Source organism: Rothia sp. HMSC073B08, from assembly GCF_001812975.1.
Classification (GTDB): Bacteria; Actinomycetota; Actinomycetes; order Actinomycetales; family Micrococcaceae; genus Rothia; species Rothia mucilaginosa.
On the sequence record NZ_KV811051.1, the window covers coordinates 42,530 to 64,521 of the forward strand.

Sequence of the window (21,992 nt, forward strand, 5' to 3'; positions counted from 1 at the left end):
TTCCTTTACGTTCTGCTCGCTCATTAGAGTGCAAGACCTCCCTCGCGTGCGCCGTCAGCAACGGCTGCAACACGGCCGTGGTACTTGTTACCACCGCGGTCGAACACGACTGCCTCAACACCAGCTGCCTTGGCGCGCTCTGCAACGAGCTCACCAACGCGCTTTGCCTTAGCGGTCTTGTCCAGGTCAGCTGCACGCAGCTCTGCTTCCATGGTGGAAGCGGATGCCAGGGTTACGCCCTTGACATCGTCGATAACCTGAACGAACATGTGACGGGTCGAACGGGTGACGCACAGGCGCGGACGCGCAGCGGTACCCGAAACGTACTTGCGGATGCGAGCGTGACGACGTGCACGCTGCGCTGCCTTCGACTTGATAGCCATGTTTACTTACCAGCCTTTCCGACCTTGCGGCGGATGTGCTCACCTGCGTAGCGAACACCCTTACCCTTGTAGGGATCGGGCTTACGCAGACCACGAATGTTTGCTGCAACCTGACCAACGAGCTGCTTGTCGATACCCGACACGGTCAGCTTGTTAGCACCCTCCACTGCGAAGGTAATACCCTCGGGAGCGGTGATGTTGATCGGGTGGGAGTAGCCCAGAGCGAACTCCAGGTCGTTACCCTTCGGGGTCACACGGTAACCGGTACCAACGATTTCCAGCTTCTTCTCGTAGCCGGAGGTAACGCCGATAATCAGGTTCTGAATCAGGGTACGAGTCAGACCGTGCAGCGAGCGAGACAGGCGCTCGTCGTTCGGACGAGATACAACGATCTCGTTTTCGTTCAGAGCCACGGTGATGGGGGAAGCTACCTTGTGGGAGAGCTCGCCCTTCGGGCCCTTAACGGTGACCAGGTTGCCATCGACCTTAACCTCAACGCCGGCGGGAACCGAGATGGGGAGACGTCCAATACGTGACATTATTCTCTTCCTTTCTCTTCTAACCGACTACCAGATGTAAGCGATGACTTCGCCGCCCACGCCCTTCTTCGCAGCCTGCTTGTCAGTGAGCAGACCCGAAGAGGTGGACAGGATTGCGATGCCGAGGCCACCCAGAACCTGGGGCAGGTTGGTGGACTTTGCGTAGGTACGCAGGCCCGGCTTGGAAATACGACGCACGCCAGCGATGGAACGCTCGCGGGACGGACCGTACTTGAGGACGAGGGTCAGGGTCTTGCCGACCTTTGCATCCTCAACCTTCACGTCGGCGATGTAGCCCTCAGCCTTCAGGATCTCAGCAATGCGAGACTTCAGCTTGGAGTAGGGCATGGATACGGTGTCGTGGTATGCGGAGTTTGCGTTACGCAAACGGGTCAGCATATCTGCGACCGGATCAGTCATAGTCATTGTGGGCTTTTGCCCTTCCTCGTTGTGGTTTCCCTACCCCGCGGTAACGGGGTCTGGACCTACAACGTAGTCGTTAGTTGGTCTTGAACGGGAAGCCCAGTGCCTTCAGGATTGCACGGCCTTCTTCGTCGGTCTTCGCGGAGGTCACCACGGTGATGTCCATACCACGCACGCGGTCGATCGAGTCCTGATCGATTTCGTGGAACATGGACTGCTCGGTCAGACCGAAGGTGTAGTTACCGTTACCGTCGAACTGGCGGTCCGAGAGGCCGCGGAAGTCGCGGATTCGGGGCAGTGCCAGGGTGACGAGGCGGTCCAGGAATTCCCACATGCGGTCGCCACGCAGGGTGACGTGTGCACCAATGGGCATACCTTCGCGCAACTTGAACTGTGCGATGGACTTCTTAGCGCGGGTAACAATCGGCTTCTGACCGGTGATTGCGGTGAGATCGCGGATTGCGCCGTCCATGAGCTTTGCGTCGCGAGCTGCCTCGCCAACACCCATGTTTACGACGACCTTAACGATCTTCGGGGTCTGCATGACGTTCTCGTACTTGAACTCTTCCTGCAGAGCGGGAACGACGACCTCAGCGTACTTGGTCTTGAAGCGGGGGGTGATCTTGGTTTCGGTCATTAGATGTCCTTACCCGAACGCTTAGCAACGCGCACGCGAACGGTGCGCTCCTTGCCGTCACGCTCTACAGTCTCGAGGCGGAAACCAACACGGGTCGGCTTCTTGGTCTCGGGGTCAACAATCGCAACGTTAGAAACGTGGATCGGTGCCTCAACCTTCTGAATGCCGCCTGCTGCGCCGGTCAGGGGGTTAGCCTTGGTGTGCTTGGTGACGACCTTGACGCCCTCAACAATCACGCGGTTTTCCTTGGGGAGAACCTTCAGAACCTTGCCCTGCTTGCCCTTATCTGCACCGGAAATAACCTGAACCAGGTCGCCGGACTTGATCTTAGCCATGAATTAGAGCACCTCCGGAGCCAGCGAAACGATCTTCATGAACTTCTTGTCGCGAAGCTCACGACCCACGGGGCCGAAGATACGGGTACCACGGGGATCACCATCAGTGTTCTTCAGGATCACTGCGGAGTTCTCGTCGAACTTGATGTAGGAGCCGTCGGGACGACGGGTTTCCTTCTTGGTGCGGACGACGACTGCCTTAACAACGTCACCCTTCTTTACGGTACCGCCGGGGATTGCATCCTTGACGGTTGCGACAATGATGTCGCCAATGCCTGCGTAGCGACGCGAGGAACCACCGAGAACACGGATGGTCAGGATTTCCTTCGCACCAGTGTTGTCGGCGACCTTCAGTCGCGACTCCTGCTGAATCATATTTCTCCTGTCGTCTCGCCGGTTCCGACTCGCTTTAGGCGCGAGCCAGCCTTGCGGAACATTTTTACGGGATTGGTTGACGCCCCGGGCCCCATCTCTATGGAAGGGGTTAGCGGAAACGCCTGGGGCAAACCCATGCCAGAAGCATTTGGACCCGCGTGAAGCGGGCGTATCCACCCGTAAGTAGCGGCATTATGCACTGGCACGAGAAGCCCGTGGTTGTGCAGCTATTTGGATACAGCCACACAGTCTTAACACTGTACAGGAAGCAGGTATCTAGCGCAAGGGCTTGTTAACTATGATTTCGGTCTCCCTCACCCTATCTCTGGGAGCAGCTGGGTTTAGGGAGCAAAAACCGCATACCGCACATCAACACCGAGTGAGAAGGTGGCTTATTTGACACTTAAAGCAGGAGGCCCCTTCGTGTAGTTCCTGACGCATAAGAAACTGAAGGGGCCTCGAGAAATCTACCAAACAATGTGTCAAACAAGGATGGTAGATATTTATATTTTACTACGCTTTAATAATCCTCCACGACAGACTTGCCGCGGCCTAGCGATAGGATCACCCCAGGCTTACTCCCCCACCCCGCTAGTGCGCGCACAGAGTTAGAGAGCGGCAGTGACTATTTTGGGTATGCCAACTGCTCTTCACTCTGTAGCTACGACATATATACTTTCGCGATACCGTCACGAACGATAGGACGAGGTGCTTCTCCCGGCCGGCTTTCTTCAGCAGCCTCACGGTATTCGCCAGAGCGTGCATCCAGCACGTAGGAAACCTCAACTGCGGGGTAGTCCCCCGCCTTGTCGATAGCTATGACGCTCCCGTCCTTCAGCAGGACCTGGTGATTAATACGGGTCGGGGCTACCTGCAAGGTCTCAATGATGGTTCGATTGAGCGGGTCAATGACGGTAATGGTTCCGCCACCGGCAACTGCCGACTCTCCCTTACCACCAAAATCAGCAACGTAGAGCAGCTGGCGTTCTGCATCGAGCAAGATATCGGTGGGCATTTTGCCGAATGGAAGATAAGCGAGGTGTTCACCCTCAAAACTCAGAACATATAGACCGCCGTTTTTGCCCTCGCGCCCCTGTGCAGAGACATACAGTTCGCCGCGCGTTGAATCAATCTCCACACCGTGAATACCGATTGGAGCATTGGCGTCTTCCCCGCCAGTTACGGGTAGCCTACGTACGAGCCTCCAGGTGTTCATGTCCACAACCCAGATTTCATCTCGCATAATATTCGGGATGTACAGGCGGCTACGAGCTTCATCAGCTACGGGTCCTAGTAGCATAGCGGGACCGTCCCCTTGAAGAGAGCTAACCGCGCGTTCTCCTTCTGCGTTAGGTGCAGAGATCACCTGGTAACCACCCATTCCGGTCACGAGTACAGCACCGCTGGGTGCAACGTATAGCTCACGCGGAATTAGCATCTCCACTCCTAGAGCGAGAGAATCCCATACGAGCGCTAGGTCTTTTTGGGAGTATGCGGATACCGAGTTTGTGCGGGTTCCTCCGGTCCAGAGAAGCTCCCGCTCGTTGTCTGCTGCTAAACCGTAGGCAGCCTGGATTTGGAAGAGGTTCTCTAACCCGGGGTTATTTTCCGGGATAGCAGGCAGAACAGCCGTCTTCTCAATCTGCAGGGTATCTGCGTTTATGCGTGCGATTGTTGCACAGAGAGTACCGTGGGTCTTCGTGTGATTAAAGCTTCCGCTTATAAAAAGAACGTTCTCTTCGGGGTTGTATGCCACTTGATACTGCCCAGCAAGCCCCGCAGAACGATCCACGGAAAAACGGTTGGCATCCAGGGTGCTCTTCTGTTCTTCTCCTGAGGCTGAGGGAACCATAAATATCTCCAGAGTTGTGTAGGTTGGAGGCTAGCTCACCTCATATTTTGCGGGCTTAGCATCCGGAGCTTTCCGTTATATATCTTACGCTTCACCCTCCACTTTGAGACTTTTCTGGTGTAGTCCATGCGCTGCGCCATTCGTAGTCAAGGCATCCTATATCAGCACTACGCAACGCTCTCCTCCAGACCTTGAGCGGGGTGGGTTTATTCATTAAAAGCTACGCAGTATACATATAATTAGCACAAAATACATCTATCTAGAGATAATGATAGATTATAGAATCTATAAGCTTATCCTTAGGCACCTAGAGCCATGGATTTCGTAATATTTCGTCACTTCTGAGCCCCTCAAAGCAGTGTCCTGAAAAAATCTGCTTAAAAATTTAGAAATTAAAGCTTGTTTTTTCAAAAATCAAGTTTTTTGGTAATAAACGCGCTTCAAGGTGCGAAAATCAGCGAGATGTACCATATTAGAAGAGACGCATGCGTCAAACAAGAGGTTCGGTCCTTATCGGACAGATTTCTTGGGTCCCTTTTTCCTCGCTAATCCGTTTGTCTAGGGACCGAACCTCGCTTTGACACTAAACCCGCACTTCGGTGCGGGTTTTCTTCGTATTTGAGGCGCTAGAACCCTACATTTCATTCTTTGGAGCTGTTAACTCGTCAAATAAGGGCGGGCGAGTATTGAGGGATACCTCGCCCTGCGCCGCTTCTCTCGTACCCTCCCCTATTGCTACTTCTACCCCACCAGGTCTAGGTCTTCCGACTAAATACGGGCATATGGGCGCATTGAAAGGGGCGGTACCCATCACTTCGATGGGTACCGCCCCTTTCAATGTGTATCGGCAGTTTCAGAGAGTCAATCGGGTTCTTGAATATCTAGTAGATCCCGCTCTGCCTCTTTAGCTACTACCGAGCGGTAGTATCGTGGGCTGCCGTGTGGTACGGACTATGCCTTGCGGCGACGTGCTACCAGCACAGTTGCACCGATAACCAGAGCAAGAACGCCGATTCCAGCTGCAACGACAACGCCCGAAGCACCGGTGTTAGCCAGCGAAGACTTCGAGGTGCTCGAGGCGGTGGAGCCGTTGTTGGAAGAGGTAACGTTCTGCGACGAAGATCCGGAGGTCTTCGGGGCGGTGCTGTCCTTCTTCTGGGTCTCGGAGTTCAAAGAATCCACGGGAGCCTTGGACTGGTCCTTAGCGTTTTCCTTTACCTGTTCCTTGGAATCTGCAGGTGCAGACGGAGCAGCAGAGGGGTTAGTTACAGGTGCGTTAGCCGACTCGGATGCCTTCGGCTCCGATACCTTAGGTGCAGGTGCCTGGTTTTCAACGCTGAAGGTGTACTCTACGGCGACGCCACCACGTGCGTTATCGTTCTCTGCCAGGGAACCGGAGAGCAGGTAGATAGCAACGCTATCGCCGGTCTTCAGTTCTTCAGTCAGGTTAGAGTTTGCCACGGTGGGGCGGTCGATGGTTGCGGTGAAGTTACCGTTTTCGTCCGCCTTGATGTATGCCCAGATGCCTGCGCTATTGCCTTCAACGCCTTCGAGCTTGGGCTCTTCCTTCGCGGAAATAGCGCCCTTGTTCAGCTTGACTGCGATAACGGAGCCCTTACCGTCCAGAGTCTTGAAGCCTTCACCGCGGAAGGTCAGCTTCTGGCCGTCCCAGGTCTTGGGGAAGTAGACCTTAGCGCCGTCCTTGTACTCGTGCACAACCTCATTGGAATTTGCGCTTTCGGAGGGTGCCGGGGTGCTCGGCTCGGGCTTAGCAGACTCGCTCGGAGCCGGAGTGGGCTCGTTGCCATCAGGCAGGCTCAGCTTAGTACCGGCGGGGTAAGTGGTAGTCACGCCAGAGGGAGCAGCAGCGACCTGGGTAGTTTCTGCCGGTGCGCAGGTCGCAGCGGTGTCTGCCTTCTTCTCTGCAACAGTTGCGGAGAGCGCTTCACCACCACGTGCGGTATCGCCTTCAACCATGGAGCCGGAGAGCAGGAAGACAGATACCTTATCGCCGCTCTTCAGGTTTTCCTTCAGGTTGGAGTTTTCAGTGGTCGGGTACGGCAGCTCAGCGGTGAAGTTACCATTCTCATCTGCTTGGATGTACGCCCAGACGCCGGCGCTGTTGCCCTCAGCACCGTTGAGCTTCGGCTCTTCCTTCGCGGAGATGCGGCCCTTGTTCAGCTTGACTGCGAGTACGGAGCCCTTTGAACCGTCCTGAGTCTTGAAACCTTCGCCACGCAGCTTCAGGGTTTCACCGGTGGTCCAGTCCTTCACGGCGTAGAGCTTAGCGCCGTCGGCGTAGGTCTTCACCAGTTCTTCAGAAGAAGTCTGTGCAGCAGGCTTCGCGCTGGTTTCAACAGTGGTGTTGATCTTCACCATGACACCGGGAGTGATCGGGGAATCCGCGTTGTCCTTACCCTTGGGCTCGGTGCTAGAGGTGCGGTATTCGCCGGTGGTCTTATCGATGGTGTAGTCGGTTTCGATAGCGGATGCGCCTTCAATGCTGCGTGCTACAGCGTATGCACTGCCGTCTGCGGTGACCAGAACATCATTTGCGCCGCTGGTCGCACCGGTAGACACCTGAGAAACAACGGTGCCGGTTCGTGCATCAACAACACCGACGTTGCCGGTACCGTAATCGGTCACGTACAGCAGGTCACGGGCTTCGTCGGAGGCGAGGGCGAGGGCCTGGTTGCCGAAAGGAATGGTCTTCTTGTAGGCACCAGTTTCCAGGTCGTAGACGGTGATACCGGAGTTAGTGCCCTTACGGTCACCCTGGGTGCTGACGTAGATTTCCTTCAGGGACTTGTCGATAGTGACGTCCGAGGGGTTCAGAGCAGCTTCAGCATTTTCCTTGTGCAGCTGAATGGTCTTCTCGACTTCGTAGCTCTTGGTGTCGATCACCTTCACGGTGCCGGCACTCAGGGAGGGTGCGTAGAGCTTGCCATCAGCGGAGTCTACGTGCATGTTCATTGCGATGTCAGATTCACCCTTGGCATCAGTGAATTCAATCTTCTTAACCAGGGCGTGCAGGGTGGTGTCGAAGACACTAATGCCGCCGGAGCCAGATACAAAGACCTTGCCGCTAGAGGGGTCGATGCGTACCTCGCGGGGGTGGTTGACGTCGCCTTCTGCACTACTCCAGATAATCTTGTTGGTCGCGGGATCGAAGACAGATACCTTGTTGACGCGGGTCTGGGTCACCCATACGTATCCGGTTGCTTCGTCGTAGGCGATACCGTAGGGAGATTCGATCTGCTTACCGGTCGGTGCGGTGGCGCCACGTGCGGTGAAGTCGGTGGTCGGGAATTGGTAGACAGTGGTGAGGTTCGGGTTGGATGCTACGTTCCAGGTGCCGACACCACCGGTCAGAATCGGCGGGCGTCCGGAAGAGAAGGAAGTGTAGAGGGAGGAGGTTGCTGCCGAGTATGCCAGCTGGTACTGGCCGGGCAGGCCCTGGTACTGGGTAGCGCTCACTGCGATGTGGCGGCATTCCTCAGCAGAGGTCTGGGAGTTTCCTCCGGGGACAGACGCGGAGACGTTTGCCGCAAAGGTAGCGGGAACCGCAGCGAAAGAACCTGCGACAACGGAAAGTGCGCCAGCAATGGCGAGCAGCTTACGTGAGGGCTTGGGTGAAGAAGTCATGATGATCCTCGATGATGTGTAGTGGTACTTCTCCAAAGGTCGTGCAACCTCCGGAAGATGCGAAGCCACCCTGCCAATTATTAGGCAAGGTTATACTAAGCAACTATAAAGTTGATGATAAGTGTCTTATCAGTTAGTTTTCAAGCAGCTTTTTTCGGCGTCCACGCTTCTCATAACTCTTTTAGCCGCTGTCGCTGTCCTCCAAAAGTCCCGAATACACGCTCTACTAGGGGATTTCCTCCTCCGTTTCAAGCTACGTGGGCCTCTGATACCGTTATGCGGGAAAAGTGACCACTTTTCTGTGTGACATCTTCAAAAGTTTTATGACAAATATTTATTCGGCCTTTTATGACCTCTATCGTTAATTCTGTAGCTCATGGAACTCCCCGCTGAGTTCTCCCGTATAGAGGTTAAACGCAAAGAACCCCTCTCCTACCGAAGTAGGAGAGAGGTTCTTTTACTGCTCTAGCAGAGAGTCATTAGAGGGCTTACTTAGCCTTCTCGATGATCTCCACGATACGCCAGCGCTTGGAAGCGGACAGCGGACGGGTCTCTGCAATCAGAACGAGGTCACCGATGCCAGCAGCGTTCTGCTCATCGTGTGCCTTGATCTTGGAGCTACGGCGAACGACCTTGCCGTACAGTGCGTGCTTCACGCGGTCCTCGACCTCGACGACAACGGTCTTGTCCATCTTGTCGGAGACAACGTAGCCGCGGCGGGTCTTGCGGTAGCCGCGCTCTTCGTTCTTTACTTCACTCACTTGGACTCACCTTCAGTTGCGGGACGAATACCGAGCTCGCGCTCACGCAGCACGGTGTAGATACGTGCGATGTCGCGCTTGATAGTGCGGCGACGACCTGCGTTAGCCTGACCGGTGACTTCCTGGAAGCGGATGTTGAAGAGTTCCTTCTTCGCTTCGCTCAGCTTTGCAGCCAGCTCTTCGTTGGAGAGCTCTGCGAGCTTATCGATGCTCAGGTCCTTGGATCCTACTGCCATCTCGCTTATTCACCACCTTCGCGGCGACGCACAACACGTGCCTTCATCGGGAGCTTGTGGATTGCCAGGCGCATTGCCTCGCGAGCCACTTCTTCGGACACACCGGAGAGTTCAAACATGACTCGACCCGGCTTGACATTTGCGACCCACCACTCGGGCGAACCCTTACCGGAACCCATACGGGTTTCAGCGGGCTTCTTGGTCAGCGGACGGTCGGGATAAATGTTGATCCAGACCTTACCGCCACGCTTGATGTGACGGGTCATTGCGATACGTGCAGCCTCAATCTGGCGGTTGGTCACGTATGCGGGCGACAGGGCCTGAATGCCCCACTCACCGAAGCTAACCTCGGTGCCGCCCTTTGCGAGACCACTACGCTTGGGGTGGTGCTGCTTGCGGTACTTTACTCGACGGGGAATAAGCATTTATGCCTCACCGTTCTCTGCAGTCTTGGCCTCGACCTTTGCCGAAGCGTTCTCGTTGCGGCGCTCGCGACGAGGACCACGGTTGCCCTGGCGGCGGCGGTCACCATCGCGGCGGTTGCCACGGCGGTTGTTTGCTGCCTGCTGAGCTGCCAGCTCCTTGTCGGTCAGGTCGCCCTTGTAGATCCAGACCTTCACGCCGATGCGACCGAAGGTGGTCTTAGCCTCGAAGAAGCCGTAGTCGATGTTCGCACGCAGGGTGTGCAGGGGCACACGGCCTTCGCGGTAGAACTCGGAACGGGACATTTCAGCGCCACCCAGACGGCCGGAGCACTGGATACGGATACCCTTTGCACCTGCACGCTGTGCGGACTGGATTGCCTTCTTCATTGCACGGCGGAATGCAACACGCGATGCGAGCTGCTCTGCGATGCTCTGTGCAACCAGCTGAGCGGAGAGGTCGGGGTTAGCAACCTCGAGGATGTTCAGCTGAATCTGCTTGTTGGTGAGCTTCTCGAGCTCGCCGCGGATGCGGTCTGCTTCTGCGCCACGGCGGCCAATCACGATACCGGGACGAGCGGTGTGAATGTCCACACGCACGCGGTCACGGGTACGCTCGATCTCGACCTTTGCAACGCCTGCGCGATCCAGGTTCTTAGCCAGCAGCTCGCGGATCTTTACGTCCTCGCGGACGAAGTCAGCGTAACGCTCGCCGGGCTTGTTGGAATCAGCGAACCACTTGGAGACGTGGTCAGTGGTGATGCCCAGTCGGAAACCGTTCGGGTGAATTTTCTGACCCATTTAGCGGTCCTCCTCCTTCTCCGGGGTAGCAACTACCACGGTGATGTGGCTGGTGCGCTTGTTGATTCGGTATGCGCGACCCTGAGCGCGGGGCTGAATGCGCTTCATGGTCGGGCCCTCGTTCACGAATGCTTCGCTGATGAACAGCTCTTCCTCGCGGAAGGGCAGACCCTGCTGGGTTGCCTTCTGACGAGCGTTAGCTACTGCCGAAGCAACGATCTTGTATACCGGCTCCGAAGCTGCCTGGGGGGCGAACTTCAGAATCGCCAGAGCCTCTTCCGCCTGCTTACCACGGATCAGGTTGACGACACGGCGGGCCTTCATAGGCGTAACGCGAACGAAACGCGCTGATGCCTTGGCTTCCATTGCCTATCTCTCTTTCGTCTATTGCCGAAAGGGAAACGTTAGCTTATCGGTGTGAACCGATTAGCGACGCTTGCCCTTACGGTCGTCCTTCACGTGGCTGCGGAAAGTGCGGGTCGGAGCAAACTCACCGAGCTTGTGACCAACCATCGACTCGGTGATGAACACCGGCACGTGCTTGCGACCGTCGTACACTGCGATGGTGTGACCGAGCATGTCGGGGATAATCATCGAGCGACGCGACCAAGTCTTGATTACGTTCTTGGTGCCCTTCTCGTTCTGAGCTGCAACCTTCAGGTAGAGGTGCTGATCAACGAAAGGGCCCTTCTTCAAACTACGAGGCATGTTTCAGGCTCCTTAGCGCTTCTTGCCAGTACGACGGCGACGAACGATGAGCTTGTCGCTTTCCTTGTTGGGACGGCGGGTACGACCCTCGGGCTTACCGTTGGGGTTAACCGGGTGACGACCACCGGAGGTCTTACCTTCACCACCACCGTGCGGGTGGTCAACCGGGTTCATGACCACACCACGGACGGTCGGGCGGATGCCCTTCCAGCGGTTACGGCCTGCCTTACCCCAGTTGATGTTGGACTGCTCAGCGTTGCCAACTTCACCAACGGTTGCGCGGCAGCGAACATCCACGTTGCGGATTTCTCCGGAGGGCAGACGGAGCTGACCGTACTTACCTTCCTTAGCAACCAGCTGTACAGAAGCACCTGCGGAACGAGCCAGCTTTGCGCCGCCACCGGGGCGGAGCTCGACACAGTGAATCACGGTACCAACGGGGATGTTGCGCAGGGGCAGGTTGTTACCGGGCTTGATGTCAGCTGCGGGGCCGGACTCGACGATGTCGCCCTGAGCGAGCTTGTTCGGAGCGATGATGTAGCGCTTGGAACCATCGAAGTAGTGCAGCAGCGCGATGCGAGCGGTACGGTTGGGATCGTACTCGATGTGTGCAACGCGTGCGTTAACGCCGTCCTTGTCGTGACGACGGAAGTCGATCAGACGGTACTGGCGCTTGTGGCCGCCACCCTTGTGACGGGTGGTGATGCGGCCGGTGTTGTTACGGCCGCCGGTCTTGTGAAGCGGACGAAGCAGGGACTTTTCCGGGGTGGAGCGGGTGATCTCGGAGAAATCAGCAACGCTCGAACCGCGGCGACCCGGGGTCGTCGGCTTGTACTTACGAATACCCATTTAGATATTTCTTCCTTCGTTAAAGTGGTCTCCGCGGGGCTTATGCCTGCGGACCGCCGAAGATGTCGATGGTGCCTTCCTTGAGGGTCACAATCGCACGCTTGGTGTTCTTGCGAGCGCCCCAACCGAAACGGGTGCGCTTGCGCTTGCCCTGACGGTTGATGGTGTTGACGGAAGCAACCTTGACGTCAAAGATCTTCTCGATGGCCTGCTTGATTTCCAGCTTGTTGGAATCGGTAGCAACCTCGAAGGTGTACTTACCTTCGTCGAGCTGACCGTAGCTCTTCTCGGAAACGACGGGAGCGATGATCACGTCGTATACAGACTTGGTGGAAACGCTCATTACTTAGCGCCCTCCTTCTTCTGAGCTGCAGCAACGAATGCGTCGAATGCTGCCTTGGTGAAGACCACGTCGTCAGAAACCAGCACATCGTAGGTGTTGAGCTGATCTGCGTACAGAACGTGGACGTTCTCCAGGTTACGTGCGGACAGAGCCACAACGTCCTCTGCACGAGCAATCACAAGAAGGATGTTCTTGCGCTCGGTGATAGCTGCGAATGCAGCCTTTGCAGCCTTGGTCGAGGGGGTTTCACCGGAGATGAAGTTCTCGACAACGTGGACGCGGTCGTGACGAGCGCGGTCGGAGAGAGCACCGCGCAGTGCAGCGGCGATCATCTTCTTGGGGGTGCGCTGTGCGTAGTTACGCGGGGTCGGACCGTGAACAACGCCACCGCCGGTCATGTGCGGTGCACGGATGGAGCCCTGACGTGCGTTACCGGTACCCTTCTGCTTGAAGGGCTTACGGCCTGCACCGGAAACCTCGCCGCGGTTCTTGGTCTTGTGGGTGCCCTGGCGTGCAGCAGCGAGCTGTGCAACGACAACCTGGTGCAGCAGGGGCACGGATGCCTGCGCGTCGAAAATCTCTGCGGGCAGGTCTACCTTAAGGGTCTTAACAGCCATGATGTATTAGGCTCCCTTCACAGCGGTACGAACCAGAACAACGCCGCCCTTGGGACCGGGGATTGCGCCCTTGATCAGCAGGACATTGTTCTCTGCGTCCACACCCTGGATAGTCAGGTTCAAGGTAGTGTGACGTGCTGCGCCCATACGGCCAGCCATGCGCATACCCTTGAACACGCGTGCGGGGTAGGATGCGCCACCGATGGAACCGGGCTTACGGTGGTTCTTGTGCTGACCGTGAGACGCGCCAACACCCTTGAAGCCGTGACGCTTCATAACACCTGCGAAGCCCTTACCCTTGGTCTTACCAACGACGTCGACCTTCTGGCCTGCTTCGAAGAGCTCAACGGTCAGTTCCTGACCGAGGGAATACTCAGAAGCATCTGCGGTACGCAGCTCGACGATGTGGCGACGGGGGGTAACACCGGCCTTCTCGAAGTGACCAGCCAGGGGCTTGGTAACCTTGCGAGAGTCGATTGCACCGAAACCGATCTGAACAGCTTCGTAGCCGTCAGTTTCCTGGTTACGGATCTGGGTAACAACGTTAGAATCAGCCTTGACGACGGTGACAGGCACGAACTTGCCGTCCTCGTCCCAGACCTGGGTCATGCCGAGCTTGGTGCCCAGCAGGCCCTTCACCTGGCGCTCGAATTTGTTAGTCATTAGATGCGATCCTCTACAGCTTGATCTCGATGTTTACGTCTGCCGGCAGGTCGAGACGCATGAGGGCATCAACAGCCTTGGGGGTCGGATCAACAACGTCGATCAGACGCTTGTGCGTACGCATCTCGAAGTGCTCGCGGCTGTCCTTGTACTTGTGGGGAGAACGGATAACACAGTAAACGTTCTTCTCGGTCGGCAGCGGCACGGGGCCAACTACAGTTGCGCCTGCGCCCTTTACCGTTTCGACGATTTTCCGTGCCGAAGAATCGATGACCTCGTGGTCATAGGACTTCAGACGGATGCGGATTTTCTGTCCCGCCATCTGTCGGACTCTCTTTCTTGATGTATTCCCTGTATCGGAGCTTTTGCCCCTTTGTTATAGCGCTTAAGGAACGCGATATATTCATCACGTGCGCCACTCAGAACGGACTGAATCCGGCTTTGCCGGGTTCCTCACCCCGCCTGAGTACCGACCCCCGAACTCGGGCGTGTCGCCTATTTTCTAGACATACTCGTCCCGTCATCCTTCGGACCGGGTCATACGTGGGCCTACCTTTAGTGCAGGTAGACGCTTTGACAACGTCGTCAATTCTCTCAGAGATAGAGCGCTTAAGCAATACAAACACGAGTTAAGTGCTTAAGAACACTTAACTGTCTTTGTCAATTTGAGGCACTTCCCTGAATGTAACTCTCAGGGAGCTTTCAATCTACTTTCAGTAAGTTCCATGCGCTTTATTGCTCTTAATAAAGCTTTTAGGTCTAAAGACTCTCGTATCGTAGAAGTATCACTACAGCCTAAGGAGAAACCATGTCTCAGCCGACACAACCTCATCAGGCATCCTCTAGCTCTCACTCTTCATCTCAGAGCCCTCAGCATGTCCAGCCGCAAGGTCTCGGTCTGTACGTTCCCCCATCCCTGTCGGGTCCGTATCCTCAGCCTCCTGCGCAGCGCCGCCGGGTCAATGAGGATATCTTCCTCAATATTGTTCTGTACATCGGTTCGCTCCTGCTCATCGGTGCTGCGGGTCTTTTTGTCACCTCGGTGACGTCTTCTCAGGATGAAACGGCTATCTTCCGTGTCCTTGCAATGGCGCTTGGAGCAGTCGTCTTCTACGGAGCCGGTCTGCTCACCTACCGCTTCGTGGAGCGCCTACGTATCGCTTCCTACTCTTTTGCAGCAACCGGTCTTGCGTTTATTCCTCTGACTGGCGTTGCTACCTATGTCCTCAAGATTTGGGTTGAAGGACGCTACGTCTGGCTTCTCACGTCTCTGGTTGGCACTGCAGCCATTGTTGGAGCCTGTGCCCTCATGCGTAACCGTGTGATGGCGTACCTGCTGATTTCGTTCATTGTTTCGGACTCGTTGGCGGCTACAAAGGTAGCGGCTCTGCCTTTCGTTTGGTATTTTGTTTCACTGACTGCAGTTGCCACCGTTCTGGGTTTGGTTCTGCATTTTGCCCCGAATGCTGCTCCGAAGGGCATCCGCGAAGGTCTTGTTGATTCTTCCCGCATTTTTGTTCCGGCTACTGCCATCGCTATTTTCTTCTTCACCAACGATTTGAGCTATACGGATGCGGGTATTGCGTTTGCAGTCATGTCTGTGCATGCCATTCTTTTCACGTGGCTGAACGGTACGGCAGATTACTATGCCCAGGCACGTATCTACCCGATTGCGTCTGTTCTCTCCTTCATCATGGACTCGGATCACGGCCCGTGGTTCCCCAGCATTTTCTTCGTCTCGGTCCTGGTTGTTAACCTGATTTCTGCTTACGTATTTATTCCTCGTCTGCAGAAGACTATTGCTGGTTCTGCTCCTGCTACTGATGAACAGCCCGAGCAGGTTCAAAGCACCCCGGCTATCCCCTGGGCGAAGGAAGCTCCTCACCATCCCGCTCACAAGATGGAGTGGTTGCCGGCAATTGACGCATGCGTCGGCGTATTCTTCTCCTTCTTTGCTCTCCTTGATGCCTTCTACACTGCTCACGTCGCTGATAGCGTTACCTACGCAACGCGCTGGAGCGCCTTCCTTCCCTACGCAGAAGGCAATCAAGGTATCTTCCCCGCCCCCTGGGTTATCGGTGTCCTCTGCATCGTGAGCTTCTTGCTGTACCGCAAGGCAATTCAGCCTCTGGTGCTCATGAGTTTTGTAGCGCTCATTCCTGTTATTGGCATGTACGCCTCCCCTGGCAACCAGGGAACGTTCTACCTCTTCTTTGCCGCGGCTGTAGTCATCTATCTGGTCAGTGCTAAGGCTCCCGAGGCACGTACCGCTGGAGCGGTACTGAGCAACATCGGTTATGCCATTGGTATGATTCAGCTCTTCCTCGCTCTCATTCCTGAGATGCAGACTTCTGAGTCGCTTTTGATGTTTGCGTTGGTCTGCGCCGCTATTGCGCTGCTGACTTTTGTCCTCTCTCAGGGCGTTGCAGTACAGAACGCAAGCTACCGTCTTGTAGAGATGTCGGTCTACCTCTTCTTGGGCGTTTTTGCTCTCTTCGTTGGGTACGTAGCTAACCATGCTGATGGCGGAGCACATGGCCGATTCTGGGTTGGTTTCCCGCTCTTCTCGGGTGCCGTCCTCTTCTTGAGCGTCCTGAGCGCTCTTATTCTGGCCCGCGCGCTACGACTTTCGGATGTTGGTTCCTTCCGCTCCACGCTTGTCATGTTTGTCCGTATCGCGTTCTACGCGACTCTGCTTATCGCGACGATTGGCTCGCGACACTACCTGCTGTACGACTTGCAGAAGGAGTACATTGCTGTAGCACTGCCGGCGCTCCTAACCGTCGTTTATGGTGCGCTTGGTTTCTTTATGCCGGTTGGCTCTTCGATTCGTTCGGAGCTACTCACCGTTGCGCGATTCCCCATCTGCTGGTCGGTCATTCTGCTCGCGATTACCGGCAATATGAAGGAATCGCTCGTAGACTTCCTCGTACTTGCACTGCTGGCGGTTCAGGCGCTGTGCAGCGTGCTACTCTATGCGTACTCCAAGCGAAACTACGAAGCATACGCGGCGGCGATTTTCTTCACCCTTGGTTCTGTCCTGAGCGCAGGCCGTTTCATTGGCGATTTTGATAATCTTCTGTTCGCGGTAGCAACTCCTGCTATCTTCATCGCTGTATGGGTGCTTGCCCTTATCTTCAGGGTCTCCCGCATGCAGATTGGTGCCTCCATCAGCATCACGACTTTCTGCATCGGTGCTCTGTGGAATCTCTTCAACACGAGGGAAAGCACAATGGAGATGACTCTTCTGGGCTACTACGCTCTGATTGCCGTCATCATCCTGTTCGTCCTGAAGGTCACGCTCCCGATTGAGGTCTTCGGTGTGAACGCTAATGTTCGTCCGCGCATCGCTGTCCCGGTTGGTAATACGATGGTTGATTTGCCGATGCACGGCCCGTTGGGTGCCCCTTACGCGCGTTTCCTGTCTCGTCGTCCCCTGAGCCAGGGTATCTATGCACCGGTCAATACGCTGCTGATGATTCCCGCTCTGGCGACGCTGGGATTCTACACTTTCGTTGGGCTGGTTTTTGAGCCCAGGCAGGTGGAGCTCAACGCACTTCTCTGGGGTCTAGGCGCTCTGTCCTTCGTGTCTGTCACCAAGGCGAAGAACCTGCCGATCGTCTGCACCACGGCGTTCAGCCTCTTCATTGCCCGTCTGGTCATTGATTACTCGAAGTCCAATCCTCTGAGCGTCATTCTTGAGGTTGCTCTCCTGATTATGCTGGCTGTTGTGGCCGCCAAGGTCCTCAAGAACTTCATCGCAAAGAGGCCTGTAGATACGCAGGTATCGGATTCTCCTCTGTACTGGGCTTTGGGCCTGCAGGTATTCCTCACCCTGGTAACGTGGGCAGTTCCCGCTGACGGTCCGGATATCGTGGTGCTGGTACTCGGCATTGCCCTGACTCTCCTGAGCGCTCTGCTGCTCGACCGAGTCTGGACCTATATCGCAACTGCGCTAGTCACCCTCGACCTGGCAATTTTGCTCAACGGTCTGAACCCGCTGACTCTGCTGATTATCTCTATTCTGCTCATTGCCGGCGTTATCTGGCGTCTGTTGGTTCGACAGAACAAGCAGGATGCAGCAGCTCCGCACCAGGGTTCTGAGCAGCTTGAGGACTTCCCGCCGCCTCAGAATCAGCAAGGCAGGTACACCCAGGGTAATGTCCAGATGCCGCTGCCTCCGGTTCCTCAGCAGGGATACCAGCCTCGTGACGGGGAGAATATCTAACCTGTTGCAGGTATAGGTTCTATTCCTGCGGCATTCTGTAGTAGGATTACCTATGTCCCTTACGAGGGGCAGTCATTCGAATCGCGGTTCCCAGCCTTCGGGCTGGGAACCGTTTTTCTTTGTCCGCAGATCTTATATTCCTATCTGCAGGGTCTTTAGACGCTCCCCCGCCGCAAGCCGGTCCACATGACCAGGTTCTTTCTGAGGTCTGCAAATCTCTAAACAGATCAGGCAGTCATTCACCTACCCGTGCTCTTTCCATATCCAGGAGTTCAGGATTTACAGCTAGAAGGTACGGACTTGCCATGCCGCCGCAGGGGGATTTCTATCGTTACGAATGCAACGTGAACTTCCGCTATTACTACGCAGTTTCCCCACTCAGAAGTCTTGAGCGACTGCTAAAGGGGACCGAGAACGCCCAGAGCTGTACTTTAGCAGCCCTGCTGATAATGCCGCTTTCTCTGCTTCGGCAGAGTCCTCAACAGGCCAAAATGGGCATAACAAAAGGACCCCCGCAGATGCGGGGGTCCTTGAGTATCGCTACCTGATGGAGAGTTTTCTCTCCGGCAAATCTTTAGCGAATTGTCGTAAATTTACGGCAATTACTTGATGATCTTGGTAACGCGACCCGAACCAACGGTGCGGCCACCCTCACGGATAGCGAAGCCGAGGCCCTCTTCCATTGCGATGGGCTGGATCAGGGTAACGGTCATCTCGGTGTTGTCACCGGGCATAACCATCTCGGTGCCCTCGGGGAGGGTGATAACGCCGGTCACGTCAGTGGTACGGAAGTAGAACTGAGGACGGTAGTTGGAGTAGAAGGGGTTGTGACGGCCACCCTCATCCTTGGAGAGGATGTAGACGTTTGCCTCGAACTCGGTGTGGGGGGTGATGGAGCCCGGCTCCACGACAACCTGACCACGCTCAACATCGTCACGCTTCAGACCACGCAACAGCAGACCACAGTTCTCGCCTGCCCATGCTTCGTCGAGCTGCTTGTGGAACATCTCGATACCGGTAACGGTGGTCTTCTGAATCGGGCGGATACCGACGATCTCGACCTCGGAGTTGATCTTCAGGGTACCGCGCTCTGCACGACCGGTAACAACGGTGCCACGACCGGTGATGGTGAAGACGTCCTCGATGGGCATGAGGAAGGGCTTGTCCTTCTCACGCACGGGGTCCGGAATGTAGGTGTCGACTGCGTCCATGAGCTCCTCGACCTTAGCAACCCACTCGGGGTCGCCTTCGAGAGCCTTCAGTGCGGAAACGCGAACAACGGGAGCGTTGTCGCCGTCGAACTCCTGCGAGGAGAGGAGGTCACGGACCTCCATCTCGACGAGGTCGAGGAGCTCTTCGTCGTCAACCATGTCTGCCTTGTTCAGTGCAACCAGCAGGGTGGGGACGCCAACCTGGCGAGCGAGCAGAACGTGCTCGCGGGTCTGTGCCATGGGGCCGTCGGTAGCTGCAACCACGAGGATTGCGCCGTCCATCTGAGCCGCACCGGTAATCATGTTCTTGACGTAGTCAGCGTGGCCGGGAGCGTCAACGTGTGCGTAGTGGCGCTTCTCGGTCTGGTACTCGATGTGAGCAATGTTAATGGTAATACCGCGCTGGCGCTCCTCGGGAGCGGAGTCGATCATACCGAAGTCGCGCTTCTCGTTCAGGTCCGGGTACTTGTCAGCCAGAACCTTGGAGATTGCTGCGGTCAGGGTGGTCTTACCGTGGTCAACGTGACCAATGGTACCGACGTTAACGTGAGGCTTGGAGCGCTCGAACTTAGCCTTAGCCAAGAGTGTTCCTCCTAGAACGATTGAAAACATGCACGCGGATCTTCGCTCCGGCGCATCCCGTTATAAAACGGTCTAGCGTCTACAATAGCGGATTACGCCGCAGAGATGAAACTGTTCATGCTCTCAATAATGGATTTAATTGAAAATTTTAGCGTGGGCCACAGGTTTTTAGCCCGTGGCCCACGGGTGAGACGCGAAAATTACTCGCCGCGGCTCTTCTGGATGATCTCGTCAGCGACGTTCTTGGGAACCTCGCCGTAGCTATCGAATGCCATCGAGAACACTGCACGACCCTGGGTCTTGCCACGCAGGTCGCCAATGTAACCGAACATTTCGGTCAGGGGCACGATAGCCTTGATGATCTTAACGCCGGATGCGTCCTCCATGGAACGAACCTGGCCACGGCGGGAGTTCAGGTCGCCGATAACGTCGCCCATGTACTCCTCGGGGGTACGAACCTCAACGTCCATCAGCGGCTCGAGTAGGACCGGGTTAGCGCGCTTAGCGCCTTCCTTGAAGACCATCGAACCAGCGATCTTGAACGCCATTTCGGAGGAGTCGACGTCGTGGTAAGCACCGTCAATCAGGGTTGCCTTCACGCCCACCATCGGGTAGCCAGCGAGGACACCGAACTTCATAGCGTCCTGGATACCAGCATCGACCGAGGGGATGTACTCGCGAGGAACGCGGCCACCGGTGACCTTGTCCTCGAACAGGTACAGCTCTTCGCCATCCAGGGGCAGGGGCTCGAAGGAGACCTGCACCTTTGCGAACTGACCGGAACCACCGGTCTGCTTCTTGTGGGTGTAGTCGACCTTCTCGACTGCCTTCTTGATGGTCTCGCGGTAAGCAACCTGAGGCTTACCAACGTTAGCCTCAACCTTGAACTCGCGCTTCATACGGTCAACGATGATGTCCAGGTGCAGCTCACCCATACCACCAATTTCGGTCTGACCGGTTTCTTCGTTCAGCGAAACGGTGAAGGTGGGGTCCTCAGCGGAAAGCTTCTGGATAGCGGTGGACATCTTCTCCTGGTCACCCTTGGTCTTGGGCTCGATAGCCACGAAAATCACGGGATCGGGGAAGGTCATCGACTCGAGAACGATCGGGTGTGCGGGGTCGCACAGGGTGTCACCGGTGGTGGTGTCCTTCAGACCAATCGCAGCGTAAATGTGACCTGCGGTAATCTCCTCAACCGGGTTCTCCTTGTTGGAGTGCATCTGGAAGAGCTTACCGATGCGCTCCTTCTTACCCTTGGTGGAGTTCAGAACCTGCTGGCCCTGAGCTGCAACACCGGAGTAAACACGGGTGTAGGTCAGCTGACCGTAGAACGGGTGAGCTGCAACCTTGAACGCCAGTGCTGCGAAGGGCTCGTCTGCGGATGCCTTACGGGTCAGCTTCTCTTCCTCGTTGGAGGGGTTGGAACCGACAACGTCCGGAACGTCCAGCGGGGAGGGCAGGTACTCAATCACAGCGTCCAGCATGGGCTGAACACCGCGGTTCTTGAATGCAGAACCGCAGAGAACGGGGAATGCCTCGCCGGAGATAACAAGCTGACGGATACCCGACTTAATCTCGGGGATAGTCAGTTCGCCCTCTTCGAGGTACTTCTCCATGAGCTCTTCGCTGGACTCAGCAACAGCCTCAACCAGCTCAGCGCGGTACTGCTCAGCCTTCTCAACCAGGTCAGCAGGAATGTCCTGAACCTCGTAAGAAGCACCCATGCTCACGTCACCCTTGGCGTCGCCGGGCCAGACGTATGCCTTCATTTCGAGCAGGTCAACAACACCGAGGAAGTCGCTCTCAGCGCCGATGGGGAGCTGAACAACCAGCGGACGTGCGCCCAGGCGGTCGATGATGGTCTGAACGGTGAAGTAGAAGTCAGCACCCATCTTGTCCATCTTGTTGACGAAGCAGATACGGGGGACATCGTACTTGTCAGCCTGGCGCCAAACGGTCTCAGACTGGGGCTCAACACCTTCCTTGCCGTCGAACACAGCAACTGCGCCGTCGAGGACGCGCAGGGAGCGCTCAACCTCAACGGTGAAGTCGACGTGACCGGGGGTGTCGATAATGTTGATCTGGTTGTCCTTCCAGAAGCAGGTGGTTGCTGCGGAGGTAATGGTAATACCTCGCTCCTGCTCCTGAGCCATCCAGTCCATGGTGGAAGCGCCGTCGTGAGTCTCACCAATCTTGTGGTTAATACCGGTGTAGAACAGAATGCGCTCAGTGGTGGTGGTCTTACCGGCGTCGATGTGCGCCATAATACCGATGTTGCGGACCTTGTTAAGGTCGGTGAACACGTCAAGTGCCACGTTATTCTCCCTAAATGAGATACTCCGAAAGCCTGCCGACTCGAATCGACTCGGCAGGCTCTAAACG

The 21,992-nt window shown here is 56.0% G+C and carries 22 protein-coding genes; 1 reads left to right on the plus strand and 21 read right to left on the minus strand.

The genetic code is table 11. The features are described 5' to 3' along the window. Positions 1-23 precede the first annotated feature (23 nt). The 19 genes from rplR to rpsJ all read right to left on the minus strand — a co-directional run bounded on the left by rplR (position 24) and on the right by rpsJ (position 13,911). A complete protein-coding gene (gene rplR, locus HMPREF2884_RS01895) occupies positions 24-383 on the minus strand; it encodes a 50S ribosomal protein L18 (RefSeq protein ID WP_005505006.1) in 360 nt (119 codons plus the stop codon). 2 nt (positions 384-385) lie between these two features. Continuing rightward, positions 386-922, minus strand: coding sequence for a 50S ribosomal protein L6 (rplF, locus tag HMPREF2884_RS01900; RefSeq protein WP_005505004.1), 537 nt, complete (start codon positions 920-922; stop codon positions 386-388). Positions 923-949: 27 nt separating this feature from the next. Beyond that, positions 950-1,348: a 30S ribosomal protein S8 gene (gene rpsH / locus HMPREF2884_RS01905; protein ID WP_049331925.1), complete on the minus strand. Its 399-nt coding sequence runs from the start codon at positions 1,346-1,348 to the stop codon at positions 950-952. A gap of 73 nt (positions 1,349-1,421) precedes the next feature. Further along, positions 1,422-1,982 (minus strand): 50S ribosomal protein L5, encoded by a 561-nt coding sequence (gene rplE, locus HMPREF2884_RS01910; protein ID WP_005505001.1) that lies wholly within the window; start codon positions 1,980-1,982, stop codon positions 1,422-1,424. After that, on the minus strand, positions 1,982-2,317 hold the full coding sequence (gene rplX, locus HMPREF2884_RS01915) for a 50S ribosomal protein L24 (RefSeq protein ID WP_005504988.1): 336 nt from the start codon (positions 2,315-2,317) through the stop codon (positions 1,982-1,984). Before rplX ends, rplE begins: the two co-directional genes overlap by 1 nt. A gap of 3 nt (positions 2,318-2,320) precedes the next feature. Next, a complete protein-coding gene (gene rplN, locus HMPREF2884_RS01920; protein ID WP_005504986.1) occupies positions 2,321-2,692 on the minus strand; it encodes a 50S ribosomal protein L14 in 372 nt (123 codons plus the stop codon). A 661-nt stretch (positions 2,693-3,353) separates the two neighbouring features. Further along, complete coding sequence (locus HMPREF2884_RS01925; RefSeq protein ID WP_070615126.1) at positions 3,354-4,544, minus strand: YncE family protein; 1,191 nt, start codon at positions 4,542-4,544, stop codon at positions 3,354-3,356. A 951-nt stretch (positions 4,545-5,495) separates the two neighbouring features. Beyond that, positions 5,496-8,189 (minus strand): LPXTG cell wall anchor domain-containing protein, encoded by a 2,694-nt coding sequence (locus HMPREF2884_RS01930; RefSeq protein ID WP_070615129.1) that lies wholly within the window; start codon positions 8,187-8,189, stop codon positions 5,496-5,498. Positions 8,190-8,677: 488 nt separating this feature from the next. Further along, positions 8,678-8,950 carry a 30S ribosomal protein S17 gene (gene rpsQ / locus HMPREF2884_RS01935; protein WP_005504980.1) on the minus strand — a complete coding sequence of 91 codons (273 nt, stop codon included), beginning with the start codon at positions 8,948-8,950 and terminating at the stop codon, positions 8,678-8,680. Further along, positions 8,947-9,186, minus strand: a complete 240-nt coding sequence (gene rpmC / locus HMPREF2884_RS01940; protein ID WP_005504969.1) for a 50S ribosomal protein L29 — start codon at positions 9,184-9,186, stop codon at positions 8,947-8,949. Before rpmC ends, rpsQ begins: the two co-directional genes overlap by 4 nt. Positions 9,187-9,191: 5 nt before the next feature. After that, complete coding sequence (gene rplP, locus HMPREF2884_RS01945; RefSeq protein ID WP_005504968.1) at positions 9,192-9,611, minus strand: 50S ribosomal protein L16; 420 nt, start codon at positions 9,609-9,611, stop codon at positions 9,192-9,194. Continuing rightward, positions 9,612-10,409 carry a 30S ribosomal protein S3 gene (gene rpsC, locus HMPREF2884_RS01950; RefSeq protein WP_005504966.1) on the minus strand — a complete coding sequence of 266 codons (798 nt, stop codon included), beginning with the start codon at positions 10,407-10,409 and terminating at the stop codon, positions 9,612-9,614. After that, positions 10,410-10,775 carry a 50S ribosomal protein L22 gene (gene rplV / locus HMPREF2884_RS01955; protein ID WP_005504964.1) on the minus strand — a complete coding sequence of 122 codons (366 nt, stop codon included), beginning with the start codon at positions 10,773-10,775 and terminating at the stop codon, positions 10,410-10,412. It lies immediately after the preceding gene. Between the two features lie 60 nt (positions 10,776-10,835). After that, on the minus strand, positions 10,836-11,117 hold the full coding sequence (gene rpsS, locus HMPREF2884_RS01960) for a 30S ribosomal protein S19 (protein ID WP_004005282.1): 282 nt from the start codon (positions 11,115-11,117) through the stop codon (positions 10,836-10,838). Positions 11,118-11,129: 12 nt separating this feature from the next. Next, positions 11,130-11,966 (minus strand): 50S ribosomal protein L2, encoded by an 837-nt coding sequence (gene rplB, locus HMPREF2884_RS01965; RefSeq protein ID WP_005504961.1) that lies wholly within the window; start codon positions 11,964-11,966, stop codon positions 11,130-11,132. Positions 11,967-12,006: 40 nt separating this feature from the next. Then, complete coding sequence (gene rplW / locus HMPREF2884_RS01970; protein ID WP_005504959.1) at positions 12,007-12,309, minus strand: 50S ribosomal protein L23; 303 nt, start codon at positions 12,307-12,309, stop codon at positions 12,007-12,009. After that, positions 12,309-12,926, minus strand: coding sequence for a 50S ribosomal protein L4 (gene rplD, locus HMPREF2884_RS01975; protein ID WP_005504957.1), 618 nt, complete (start codon positions 12,924-12,926; stop codon positions 12,309-12,311). Before rplD ends, rplW begins: the two co-directional genes overlap by 1 nt. Positions 12,927-12,932: 6 nt before the next feature. Continuing rightward, positions 12,933-13,589, minus strand: a complete 657-nt coding sequence (gene rplC / locus HMPREF2884_RS01980; RefSeq protein ID WP_005504955.1) for a 50S ribosomal protein L3 — start codon at positions 13,587-13,589, stop codon at positions 12,933-12,935. Between the two features lie 13 nt (positions 13,590-13,602). Further along, on the minus strand, positions 13,603-13,911 hold the full coding sequence (gene rpsJ, locus HMPREF2884_RS01985) for a 30S ribosomal protein S10 (protein WP_004005287.1): 309 nt from the start codon (positions 13,909-13,911) through the stop codon (positions 13,603-13,605). Between the two features lie 486 nt (positions 13,912-14,397). Between rpsJ and HMPREF2884_RS01990 the strand changes: the two genes are divergently transcribed. Next, complete coding sequence (locus HMPREF2884_RS01990; protein WP_070615133.1) at positions 14,398-17,817, plus strand: Fe2+/Zn2+ uptake regulation protein; 3,420 nt, start codon at positions 14,398-14,400, stop codon at positions 17,815-17,817. A 602-nt stretch (positions 17,818-18,419) separates the two neighbouring features. Here HMPREF2884_RS01990 and tuf read toward each other — a convergent pair. Together tuf and fusA are read right to left on the minus strand one after the other, a co-directional pair. Next, positions 18,420-19,610, minus strand: a complete 1,191-nt coding sequence (gene tuf, locus HMPREF2884_RS02000; RefSeq protein WP_005508397.1) for an elongation factor Tu — start codon at positions 19,608-19,610, stop codon at positions 18,420-18,422. Between the two features lie 200 nt (positions 19,611-19,810). Beyond that, positions 19,811-21,925, minus strand: coding sequence for an elongation factor G (gene fusA, locus HMPREF2884_RS02005; protein WP_005508395.1), 2,115 nt, complete (start codon positions 21,923-21,925; stop codon positions 19,811-19,813). Positions 21,926-21,992: the final 67 nt, after the last annotated feature.

Excerpts from the sequence above, each read along its gene's own strand:
- rpsC (WP_005504966.1), bottom strand. The coding sequence starts at position 10,409 with ATGGGTCAGAAAATTCACCCGAACGGTTTCCGACTGGGCATCACCACT.
- rpmC (WP_005504969.1), bottom strand. The coding sequence starts at position 9,186 with ATGGCAGTAGGATCCAAGGACCTGAGCATCGATAAGCTCGCAGAGCTC.
- rplD (WP_005504957.1), bottom strand. The coding sequence starts at position 12,926 with ATGGCTGTTAAGACCCTTAAGGTAGACCTGCCCGCAGAGATTTTCGAC.
- rplV (WP_005504964.1), bottom strand. The coding sequence starts at position 10,775 with ATGGAAGCCAAGGCATCAGCGCGTTTCGTTCGCGTTACGCCTATGAAG.
- rplW (WP_005504959.1), bottom strand. The coding sequence starts at position 12,309 with ATGAGCGTTTCCACCAAGTCTGTATACGACGTGATCATCGCTCCCGTC.
- rpsJ (WP_004005287.1), bottom strand. The coding sequence starts at position 13,911 with ATGGCGGGACAGAAAATCCGCATCCGTCTGAAGTCCTATGACCACGAG.
- rplX (WP_005504988.1), bottom strand. The coding sequence starts at position 2,317 with ATGGCTAAGATCAAGTCCGGCGACCTGGTTCAGGTTATTTCCGGTGCA.
- HMPREF2884_RS01925 (WP_070615126.1), bottom strand. The coding sequence starts at position 4,544 with ATGGTTCCCTCAGCCTCAGGAGAAGAACAGAAGAGCACCCTGGATGCC.
- rplB (WP_005504961.1), bottom strand. The coding sequence starts at position 11,966 with ATGGGTATTCGTAAGTACAAGCCGACGACCCCGGGTCGCCGCGGTTCG.
- rplR (WP_005505006.1), bottom strand. The coding sequence starts at position 383 with ATGGCTATCAAGTCGAAGGCAGCGCAGCGTGCACGTCGTCACGCTCGC.
- rpsH (WP_049331925.1), bottom strand. The coding sequence starts at position 1,348 with ATGACTATGACTGATCCGGTCGCAGATATGCTGACCCGTTTGCGTAAC.
- rpsS (WP_004005282.1), bottom strand. The coding sequence starts at position 11,117 with ATGCCTCGTAGTTTGAAGAAGGGCCCTTTCGTTGATCAGCACCTCTAC.
- HMPREF2884_RS01930 (WP_070615129.1), bottom strand. The coding sequence starts at position 8,189 with ATGACTTCTTCACCCAAGCCCTCACGTAAGCTGCTCGCCATTGCTGGC.
- rplP (WP_005504968.1), bottom strand. The coding sequence starts at position 9,611 with ATGCTTATTCCCCGTCGAGTAAAGTACCGCAAGCAGCACCACCCCAAG.
- rplF (WP_005505004.1), bottom strand. The coding sequence starts at position 922 with ATGTCACGTATTGGACGTCTCCCCATCTCGGTTCCCGCCGGCGTTGAG.
- HMPREF2884_RS01990 (WP_070615133.1), top strand. The coding sequence starts at position 14,398 with ATGTCTCAGCCGACACAACCTCATCAGGCATCCTCTAGCTCTCACTCT.
- rplC (WP_005504955.1), bottom strand. The coding sequence starts at position 13,589 with ATGACTAACAAATTCGAGCGCCAGGTGAAGGGCCTGCTGGGCACCAAG.
- rplE (WP_005505001.1), bottom strand. The coding sequence starts at position 1,982 with ATGACCGAAACCAAGATCACCCCCCGCTTCAAGACCAAGTACGCTGAG.
- rplN (WP_005504986.1), bottom strand. The coding sequence starts at position 2,692 with ATGATTCAGCAGGAGTCGCGACTGAAGGTCGCCGACAACACTGGTGCG.